At 42.3% G+C, this 9,200-nt stretch carries 10 protein-coding genes; 6 read left to right on the forward strand and 4 right to left on the reverse strand.

The genetic code is table 11. The features are described from left to right. Positions 1-52: 52 nt before the first annotated feature. Together DN068_RS04715 and DN068_RS04720 are read right to left on the reverse strand one after the other, a co-directional pair. A complete protein-coding gene (locus DN068_RS04715) occupies positions 53-352 on the reverse strand; it encodes a type II toxin-antitoxin system RelE/ParE family toxin (protein WP_110997730.1) in 300 nt (99 codons plus the stop codon). Further along, a complete protein-coding gene (locus tag DN068_RS04720; protein ID WP_110997731.1) occupies positions 342-596 on the reverse strand; it encodes a type II toxin-antitoxin system ParD family antitoxin in 255 nt (84 codons plus the stop codon). Before DN068_RS04720 ends, DN068_RS04715 begins: the two co-directional genes overlap by 11 nt. Before the next feature lie 128 nt (positions 597-724). Between DN068_RS04720 and DN068_RS04725 the strand changes: the two genes are divergently transcribed. Then, complete coding sequence (locus DN068_RS04725) at positions 725-1,336, forward strand: N-acetylmuramoyl-L-alanine amidase family protein (protein WP_110997732.1); 612 nt, start codon at positions 725-727, stop codon at positions 1,334-1,336. 186 nt (positions 1,337-1,522) lie between these two features. Here DN068_RS04725 and DN068_RS04730 read toward each other — a convergent pair whose 3' ends face one another. Then, positions 1,523-1,840: an HPF/RaiA family ribosome-associated protein gene (locus tag DN068_RS04730; protein ID WP_110997733.1), complete on the reverse strand. Its 318-nt coding sequence runs from the start codon at positions 1,838-1,840 to the stop codon at positions 1,523-1,525. A 408-nt stretch (positions 1,841-2,248) separates the two neighbouring features. On the opposite strand from DN068_RS04730, the gene DN068_RS04740 reads away from it, so the two are divergent. Both DN068_RS04740 and DN068_RS04745 read left to right on the forward strand, forming a co-directional pair. Then, positions 2,249-3,220 carry a ribonucleoside-diphosphate reductase small subunit gene (locus DN068_RS04740; protein ID WP_110997735.1) on the forward strand — a complete coding sequence of 324 codons (972 nt, stop codon included), beginning with the start codon at positions 2,249-2,251 and terminating at the stop codon, positions 3,218-3,220. A gap of 244 nt (positions 3,221-3,464) precedes the next feature. Beyond that, positions 3,465-5,840 (forward strand): ribonucleoside-diphosphate reductase subunit alpha, encoded by a 2,376-nt coding sequence (locus DN068_RS04745; RefSeq protein WP_110997736.1) that lies wholly within the window; start codon positions 3,465-3,467, stop codon positions 5,838-5,840. A gap of 367 nt (positions 5,841-6,207) precedes the next feature. On the opposite strand, the gene DN068_RS04750 is transcribed toward DN068_RS04745, so the two are convergent. Further along, positions 6,208-7,308 (reverse strand): Mrp/NBP35 family ATP-binding protein, encoded by a 1,101-nt coding sequence (locus DN068_RS04750; RefSeq protein WP_110997737.1) that lies wholly within the window; start codon positions 7,306-7,308, stop codon positions 6,208-6,210. Between the two features lie 159 nt (positions 7,309-7,467). On the opposite strand from DN068_RS04750, the gene DN068_RS04755 reads away from it, so the two are divergent. Genes DN068_RS04755 through DN068_RS04765 form a run of 3 tightly spaced genes read left to right on the forward strand, consistent with a single transcriptional unit; the run spans position 7,468 to position 9,020 of the window. Further along, positions 7,468-8,127: a carboxypeptidase-like regulatory domain-containing protein gene (locus tag DN068_RS04755; RefSeq protein ID WP_243630099.1), complete on the forward strand. Its 660-nt coding sequence runs from the start codon at positions 7,468-7,470 to the stop codon at positions 8,125-8,127. A 29-nt stretch (positions 8,128-8,156) separates the two neighbouring features. Next, positions 8,157-8,645: a DUF3859 domain-containing protein gene (locus DN068_RS04760; RefSeq protein ID WP_110997738.1), complete on the forward strand. Its 489-nt coding sequence runs from the start codon at positions 8,157-8,159 to the stop codon at positions 8,643-8,645. Between the two features lie 33 nt (positions 8,646-8,678). Beyond that, positions 8,679-9,020, forward strand: a complete 342-nt coding sequence (locus DN068_RS04765; RefSeq protein WP_110997739.1) for a HopJ type III effector protein — start codon at positions 8,679-8,681, stop codon at positions 9,018-9,020. The last annotated feature ends 180 nt before the right edge of the window (positions 9,021-9,200 follow it).

Below are 9,200 nucleotides of genomic sequence, written 5' to 3' on the forward strand. Positions count from 1 at the left end.
TCTAATTTATTCGATGAATACCGCTATCCCTGATTGTTCTGTCCAAGAATGCTCAATCATCTAAACGATTTTCAATCTGCATTCTTTCATGTAGAATTCTTACTATTTCGATACTACTCTGCTTCTCCATATATCGGTAGAATATTAAGTGCGATTTAACTTTTGAGCAACGATAGTTCTTGCGGATATGGCCTAAGTCCTTTCCAGAATTCGGATAATCTGCTAAATACTCAATCTCATCAAAAATTAAATTAGCATACCGATCAGCCTGTTCCACTGACCAATTCTCAAAAGTGTAAAGCCAAATATTTTCAATATCATCCAAAGCCTTGACACTAATTTTATAATTCATCTGCCGAATATTTCCTGTGGAAATCTTTAATGATTTTTTTACGATCAATTTTTGAAACAAACTCAGATTTTTCGCCTTTTTTAAGTTCTTTCACGAGTTCACTTTTTTGAATTTCCTCCTCCTCAAAAAGTCGTAATGCTGCCCTGACAACCTCGCTGGCTGATGAAAAACGGCCACTTTGGATTTGATGATTAATAAAATTATCAAAGTGATCGCCCAAAAGAATTGAAGTATTTTTTGCCATTATTTGAAAACCTTATCTCAAATATACCAATTCTTGGTACACTCAACAAAATCAAAATTATAATCTATCTAACACGACGATCACACAACCCACCAAATCCCTTACCTTACACTTAAATAAAATCACCTATGTTCAAGAAAATCCTTGCCGCGTCGCTGATCGGCTTCACTACCCTGACTTCATTTACGCCTGCAAAGCAAAAAATCCGTCTTGTGATTGATGCTTCACATGGTAATGATAAAACAGGTACTGTATCGAAAGACGACCAATGGGAAAGCATGCTCGCGCTGCAATTTGCCCAAGCCCTGGAAAAAGTGGCAAAAAATCACGGCATGGAAGTGGTAATGGAACGCGTTTCTGATGGTGCGTACAAAACTATGGGTGATCGTGCACCGATGCCGATTCCTTCAGAAGATAGAAAAACTTATTTCATTTCGTTTCATGTAAACAATTCGGAGAAAGATAAAAATCTACGCGGAGCCGAGCTGAAATACGACGCAACCAATCATTTTGCCGAAGAATCTGCGATTTTAGCCAAGAATATCAAGAAAAATATGGCACCTTTTGCAGATCCCAAAGTGGACAACAAAGAAAATCTGATGGTACTACATAATAACACCGTTCCGGCTGTAGCTGTAATTCCCGGCTACATGAGCAATACCGAAGAAATGAAACGAATGAAAGATCCGACGTTTCAAACCAAACTGGCAAATGCTATAGTCACATCAATCGAAGAATAATTTTTAGAAATGTGTAATGTAGGAATGTAAAAATGTGATGATGAATGCGAGTAATGTGGAGAATGTGATTAATGTCCAATATGATGTCCTACAATCTGAAAATGCCCATTTATTAGAGGGAAGGAAAAAGTCTCACTGCGTTGTAGCGACGTTGTGAGACTTTTTCCATTAATAGCATGCTTAAACTTAATTCTGTTTTGCCTTTTTCTGTTCGAGTTGTTTAATGAGTTTTTCCGTTACGGAACGGATCAACGGATCGAAATGTTCACCTGCATCATCAGCAAAAGCATCTTCGCCAGGTACGCCTACTCTGATGCGAACCGTTTTGGAGTTGACCGGATGCGGTTCGTCTTTCATATACACATCCACGAAATTAATATCACGTGTGTGTCGTGACATTTTATCGATCGCTTCGTGAATAACCTCCTTGGTATTTTCTGAGATATCGATGTCTACTGCCTGGACATCCAACTTTACACCGTTGTAGTTTTCTGTGTAAACCATAGGTTTTGTTTTATTAGATGATTGGATATATGCTTATTCAAACAACTGAATATATGAATTTTCATCCATAATTATCTATAGATGTTAGATAAACTTATGGCACTGGATTTATTGCACATTGTGTATTTCATTATTCATTCAGCTCTAAAATTCGTCGCAGACGACTATTTCCTGCATAAAAAAAACCGCTTATCTATACCTGTAAGCCGTTCCAAAACACTTAATAAAATAAGAAAATATTTACAGATTATTGTTCCAGATAGACAAAATAAATTATCCACATTCCTGTGAGTAATTAAACTATTTGGTTCCATGTTTCGGTGATACTTTTGAACCACTGAGCAGGAAAATCAGCTCCGTTCAGTACCTCACAAGAAAGAGTTTTCAGAACAAAATAAAAGCACCGAAATGAACGTCGAAAACGAACTGTTGCTCAGAGAAAACAAAGAACGCTTTGTTTTATTGCCGATCAATTATCCCAAAGTATGGGAAATGTATAAAAAACATGAAGCCAGCTTCTGGACTGCCGAAGAAATTGATCTGGGCGCAGATGCTAAAGATTGGGCATCTATGAACGACGGCGAACGTCACTTCATTTCGCACGTGCTGGCATTTTTCGCTGCCAGTGATGGTATCGTAAACGAAAACCTTGCTGTTAACTTCATGAGCGAAGTGCAGCTTCCGGAAGCTCGTTGTTTCTACGGTTTCCAGATCATGATGGAAAATATCCATTCTGAAACTTATGCATTGCTCATTGACACTTATATCAAAGATCCGGTTGAGAAAAACCGTCTGTTCCACGCTATCGACACCGTACCTGCTGTAGCGAAAAAAGCGGAATGGGCACTTCGCTGGATCGAAGGCGGAAATTTTGCAGAACGTCTTGTTGCTTTTGCAGCAGTGGAAGGTATCTTCTTTAGCGGTAGCTTCTGCTCTATCTTCTGGCTCAAGAAACGTGGACTGATGCCAGGCCTTACTTTCAGTAACGAACTTATCAGCCGTGACGAAGGATTGCATTGCGAGTTTGCTTGTCTGCTGTATAGCATGCTCTCCCAAAAACTCACTCAGGAACAGGTTTACCACATCATCGGTGACGCCGTTACTATCGAGAAAGAATTTATCACAGAAGCGCTGCCCGTTGACCTGATCGGTATGAACGCAAAACTGATGAGCCAATACATCGAATTCGTTGCGGATCGCTGGTTGGCAGAACTCGGTTACGAAAAAATGTTCAACGTAGCCAACCCATTCGACTTTATGGAAATGATCTCCCTGCAAGGCAAAACGAATTTCTTCGAAAAGCGTGTAGGTGATTACCAAAAAGCCGGTGTACTCTCTTCAAAAGAATCACAGACATTCTCTCTGGAAGAAGACTTTTAATTATTTGAGATTGGTAATTGGTGATTTGAGATTGGCCGAAATCATTTGAAATTGATGATTGGTAATTGACGATTGACCAAACGCGTTGGATAAGCACCCAATACGGGTCATTGCGAGAAGGCACGACGTGGCAAACTGATTTCACGAAATAGACATTCACAACTCGACTATCACTGACAACCAAACAAAAACAACGACTACCCAACTAATAAATCATAACTAATAACTCATAACTGAATATATCGTGTTTGTTATAAAAAGAAATGGAAAGAAAGAATCAGTGAAGTTTGACAAGATCACGGCGCGGATCGAAAAATTGTCATACAGCCTGAGTCCGCTCGTTGACGCGATCGATGTAGCGAAAAAAGTAATCGAAGGTATCTACGACGGCGTTACTACAGCCGAACTGGATAGCCTTGCTGCGGAAACTGCCGCTTCGCTCACTACAAAACATCCGGATTACGCTTTGCTGGCATCACGCATCGCTATATCCAACCTGCATAAAAACACAACCAAATCATTTTCTGAAACCATGCAGAAAATGTATGATTACGTAGATCAGGCAAGCGGTAAAAAAGCACCATTGCTGGCTGACGATATTTACGAAATCATCATGGCGAACGCCGAACTCCTCGATTCAAGCATCGTGTACGATCGCGATTTCGGTTTCGACTACTTCGGTTTCAAAACACTGGAAAAATCATACCTGCTGAAGCTCGACGGCAAAATCGCAGAGCGCCCGCAGCACATGTATATGCGTGTGGCCATCGGTATTCACAGAGATGATATCGACGCTGCCATCAAGACTTACAATCTGATGAGCGAACGCTGGTTTACACACGCTACACCAACATTGTTTAACGCTGGTACACCAAAAGCACAGATGTCCTCATGCTTCCTGCTGGCTATGCAAGACGACAGCATTGATGGTATCTACGATACGTTGAAGCAAACTGCGAAAATTTCGCAGAGCGCCGGTGGTATTGGTCTGGCTATCCACAATGTACGTGCTACAGGTTCATATATCAGCGGCACTAACGGTACCAGCAACGGTATCATCCCAATGCTGCGCGTATTCAACGATACTGCACGTTATGTAGATCAGGGCGGTGGTAAACGTAAAGGCGCATTCGCAATCTATCTCGAGCCTTGGCACGCAGATGTGTTCGAATTCCTCGATCTCCGCAAAAACCACGGTAAAGAAGAACTTCGCGCACGCGATCTGTTCTACGCTTTATGGATCTGCGATCTGTTTATGCAGCGTGTAGAAGAAAACGGCGACTGGAGCCTGTTCTGTCCGCACGAAGCACCAGGTTTGCACGAATGTTGGGGTGAAGAATTTGAAAAACTGTACACACATTACGAAAAAGAAGGTAAAGCTCGTCGTGTAGTTAAAGCACAGGATCTGTGGTTTGCGATCATCGATGCACAAATCGAAACGGGTACGCCTTATCTGCTTTATAAAGACGCTGCCAACCGCAAGTCAAACCAGCAAAACCTCGGTACCATTAAGAGCTCTAACCTCTGTACTGAAATCATCGAATACACCAGCAAAGACGAAGTTGCGGTTTGTAACCTCGCTTCGCTCGCATTGCCACGTTTTGTAATCGATGGTAAATTTGACCACAACAAACTGTATGAAGTGACTTATGAGGCTACGAAAAACCTTAATAAGATCATTGATTATAATTTCTACCCGGTAGATGAAGCACGCAATTCCAATATGCGCCACCGTCCAATCGGTCTCGGTGTACAAGGTTTGGCAGATGTATTCATCCTGCTGCGTCTTCCATTCGAAAGCGATCTCGCGAAAATGGTCAACAAAGAGATCTTCGAAACGATCTATTTCGCGGCTATGACTGCAAGTAAAGACCTCGCTGTCGAACAAGGTTACTACGAAACATTCCCTGGCTCTCCACTTTCAAAAGGACAATTCCAGTTTGATCTGTGGAATGTAACACCAGCCAGCAACCGCTGGGATTGGGAAACACTCCGCAAAGATGTAATCAAACACGGTGTGCGCAACTCATTGCTCGTTGCACCGATGCCAACTGCATCTACATCACAAATCCTCGGTAACAACGAGTGTTTCGAACCATATACTTCCAACATCTATACACGTCGTGTATTGAGCGGTGAATTTGTCGTGGTAAACAAACACCTCCTGAAAGACCTCGTACAGCTCGGTTTGTGGAACAATGACATGAAAAACATGATCATCGCTGCAAACGGTTCTATCCAGAATATCGACGCAATTCCAGCAGATATTAAAGAACTGTACAAAACAGTTTGGGAAATCAAACAACGTAACCTGATCGATATGGCTGCTGACCGCGGCGCTTATATCTGTCAGTCTCAATCACTCAACCTGTTTGTAGACAGTCCGTCTTCAGGCAAACTGACTTCTATGCACTTCCACGCATGGAAAAAAGGTCTCAAAACCGGCATGTACTATCTCCGCACACAAGCTGCAGCACAAGCTGTTCAGTTTACAGTAGAGAAACAAGGCGGCCGTTCCATGGACCCAGTAATTCCAACTGCTACAGGCGTATCCAACGATGAAGATTTCGTAGGACCGGTTTGTACTATGGAAGAAGGTTGCGTAACATGTAGCGCATAAATTTTCGGGGCGTCAACAACATCACGCTATCAAACAGCAGTGGCGTTGGCACCGTTCAAGTTCCGGAAAACCATCAGACTTTTCTCTTATTAACCAATATGAAAGGTTGTCCTCTACAGGGGCAACCTTTTTTGTTTGTGATTTTTTCTCGCGGCGGCACAAAGACACAGTCACTCGCGTTTGTCATCTGACGAAGGAAGAGTCCCGCGTAATTTGGATTTACTCACGTTGGAAGTCTCATCCTTCGGAGGAGCTAGAAGAGGCAAAAAAGGCTGCGCAAGCGCAGCCTTTCTATTATTTTTATTTTTCGGGACTCACAACTGACAACTCACCACTCACAAAAATCAGCGATCAGACATCAGCAATCCTACCCTTCCTGCATTTCAATAATCTTCGTCGGTTCCAGATTCGCATTACGAATCGCAATGTTACGCGCCACATTTTTCGCCAGGTTCACAAACGGTTTTTTCGCCGCTGCCTCATCACTCATTACAGCAGGAACACCTTGGTCACCACCTTCACGAATGCTTTGTACTATCGGAATTTCACCTAAGAAAGGCATTTCAAATTGATCAGCCATCTGGCGACCGCCACCTTTACCGAAGATGTAATATTTATTCTCAGGCAATTCAGCTGGCGTGAAATAAGCCATATTTTCAACGATACCCAAAACCGGAACTTTAATCTGATCCTGTTTCAGCATCATGATCGCTTTCTTTGCATCAGCAGCAGCAACAGCCTGCGGCGTAGATACAATCACAGCACCCGTTACCGGAATCGCCTGCATCAACGTTAGGTGTACATCACCCGTTCCCGGAGGCATATCAATTACCAGGTAATCCAGATCCCCCCAATGCACATCCGTAATAAACTGACGGATCGCAGAGCTTGCCATAGGACCACGCCAAACCACTGCTTGCTTTTCATCAATCAACAAACCGATAGACATCGTCTTGATACCATATTTCTCAATCGGCACAATCATACCCTTGCCATTCACATCCATCATCTTCGGACGCTCATCGCGCAAGCCCATCATGATCGGCAACGAAGGACCATAGATATCCGCATCCATCAAACCTACAGAAGCGCCTTCCGCAGAAAGTCCTAATGCAAGATTGGTAGCAACCGTAGATTTCCCAACGCCACCTTTACCAGATGCCACAATGATGATATTTTTTACGCCTGGCAGCAATGCTTTATTATCCTTACGGTTACTATTTACTTTCGCCGTCATATTCACCTTTACAATCGCTTCTTTATCTACCAGTATGTGAATCGCGTTGACACACGCTTTTTCAATCATTTCCTTTAACGGACAGGCAGGAGTTGTCAGCAAAACAGTAAATGACACATTCTTCCCGTCTACTTCAATATCACTCACCATATTAAGTGTCACCAGATCTTTGCCCAGATCCGGCTCCTGTACGTTACTTAAAGCCTTTAAAACCGCTTCTTTTGTTATCATATAAACCTTTGTTAAAGTGCACTAAATCTGCCGCAAAAGTACACTATAGATAGTTTCTTTGTAGAAGAAAAAATTATAGCGGAATCAATAGATTAATTGGTAATATTGGTATTACATTAGTACTTCTAAAACGCTAAATCACATAATTTTACTTTTATTATGCGAACCAGACTCTCATATATTACCTGCCTCATCATTACTATTTTATTTGCGGCCAGGGATGTAAATGCGCAGTCTGCTCTTTACGATAATATTATTCAGATTACAGGCGTGGTAATGACAGCAGACAGTCTCCGCGGCGTACCCGATGTAAACGTAATCGTGAAGAATAAAAATCGCGGTGCTACTACCAGTAATCAGGGCGTTTTCACATTGGTACTTTACAAAGGCGATACGCTCCAGTTTTCTGCGATAGGTTTCCGTGGCAAAGAATATGTCATTCCAACAGATGCTCCTGGTCACTATTTTTCGCTGATTCAGCTCATGGTTCAGGATACATTCTATCTGCCGGAAACGATTATCCGTCCAATGCTTTCCCGCGACCAATTTGATTACGCTTTCAAAAACTGGCATATTCCTGACGACCAGTACGAAATGGCTCGCAAAAACACCAACGAATATACGCTGCGTGCTTTAGCATATACACTTCCGCGTGACGGCCGTGAAAGCCAGGCGCAATACCAGAGTATTCAGGCAACAAACGCTATTTATTACGGACAAAATCCGGCACAACGTCCAATGAACATCTTTAGTCCATTAGCCTGGGCAGAATTTTTCGATGCCTGGAAGCGAGGTGATTTCCGGAAAAAACAATATTAGTTCCTTAATTTGGAGGAAGAATCATTGCTATGATGAGACAATTTCTTGCTCCTGTTGCATTGTTGCTATTCACCGCATCCTGCAATTCCAGCTACGATAAAAAATATGTACCTAAAGAAAACCATGAACGGCAAACGATCCGTTTCATGGAACTTGGCTACGGCATCGGCACACCAAATTCAGACCACAGCGAGTTTACAATTAAAGAGCCAGTAGACACCATTCCACTTGAATTAGGAAAAGAATTCGGCGTTCGCTATTCACTAGAGTCAAACTTTGACGAAGAAGTTACGATCCAGACAGTGTGGACATTTCCAGATTCTATGATCAATGCAGAGGAAGGAGGGGAAAAGCATATTTATTTACCCCGCAATAAAACCGTTCAGCCAAACGAGAGTCGCTTTACCGCATATATTCTCGAAGAAAAAACGGAACTGATACCTGGCAAGTGGTTTCTGTCCATTTATTACGAAGGCAAACTGCTCTATAGAAAAGTCTTCTTCCTGAAAAATAAATAAAGATTCAAAATATCATTTCAAAATACTCCCAGAATGACAGAGCAGGTGAATTCACTGATTGGACAATTAAAGAACAATACACTCAGTTTTAAAGAAGTAGTAGCGTTCATCGAAAGATATTATCAGCATCAGCCAACGGCATTTAAAAACGGAGACGCCTTCAACGAAGCCAATCAAAACCAGGGCAGCGCCAAAGTGTTTTCATTTGCCCAAATCAATAATCTCTCAGAAGAAGACACGCTATTTCTATTTGCAGAACATTATAAAGCGGTATTAGATACGCCGGATGGCACCGACCATCAAAACATTCGTCAGTTTATGAAACACGGTTGGAATGGCATACAATTTCACGGCGAAGCGTTGACCATAAAATAATCCACGACACACATAACTATCCACAGGTTGCCCTCCGGCAACCTTTTTTATTTGCAGCCACCGTAGTTGCGATGATTCAGCAGCATTGGCGTTGGCACCGTTCATCGATGGTAATGCTGTTTAGCCATGCGTGTAGTTTCCCGCAAAAAGGAGCAGCAGAAACACGTAGTTGTTTTATAA

Source organism: Taibaiella soli (assembly GCF_003236175.1).
GTDB lineage: Bacteria > Bacteroidota > Bacteroidia > Chitinophagales > Chitinophagaceae > QKTW01.

What these genes read in the sequence shown, in the direction of transcription:
- DN068_RS04725 (WP_110997732.1), top strand. Translation starts at nt 725, where the DNA reads ATGTTCAAGAAAATCCTTGCCGCGTCGCTGATCGGCTTCACTACCCTG.
- DN068_RS04720 (WP_110997731.1), bottom strand. Translation starts at nt 596, where the DNA reads ATGGCAAAAAATACTTCAATTCTTTTGGGCGATCACTTTGATAATTTT.
- DN068_RS04740 (WP_110997735.1), top strand. Translation starts at nt 2,249, where the DNA reads ATGAACGTCGAAAACGAACTGTTGCTCAGAGAAAACAAAGAACGCTTT.
- DN068_RS04750 (WP_110997737.1), bottom strand. Translation starts at nt 7,308, where the DNA reads ATGATAACAAAAGAAGCGGTTTTAAAGGCTTTAAGTAACGTACAGGAG.
- DN068_RS04760 (WP_110997738.1), top strand. Translation starts at nt 8,157, where the DNA reads ATGATGAGACAATTTCTTGCTCCTGTTGCATTGTTGCTATTCACCGCA.
- DN068_RS04730 (WP_110997733.1), bottom strand. Translation starts at nt 1,840, where the DNA reads ATGGTTTACACAGAAAACTACAACGGTGTAAAGTTGGATGTCCAGGCA.
- DN068_RS04755 (WP_243630099.1), top strand. Translation starts at nt 7,468, where the DNA reads ATGCGAACCAGACTCTCATATATTACCTGCCTCATCATTACTATTTTA.
- DN068_RS04765 (WP_110997739.1), top strand. Translation starts at nt 8,679, where the DNA reads ATGACAGAGCAGGTGAATTCACTGATTGGACAATTAAAGAACAATACA.
- DN068_RS04715 (WP_110997730.1), bottom strand. Translation starts at nt 352, where the DNA reads ATGAATTATAAAATTAGTGTCAAGGCTTTGGATGATATTGAAAATATT.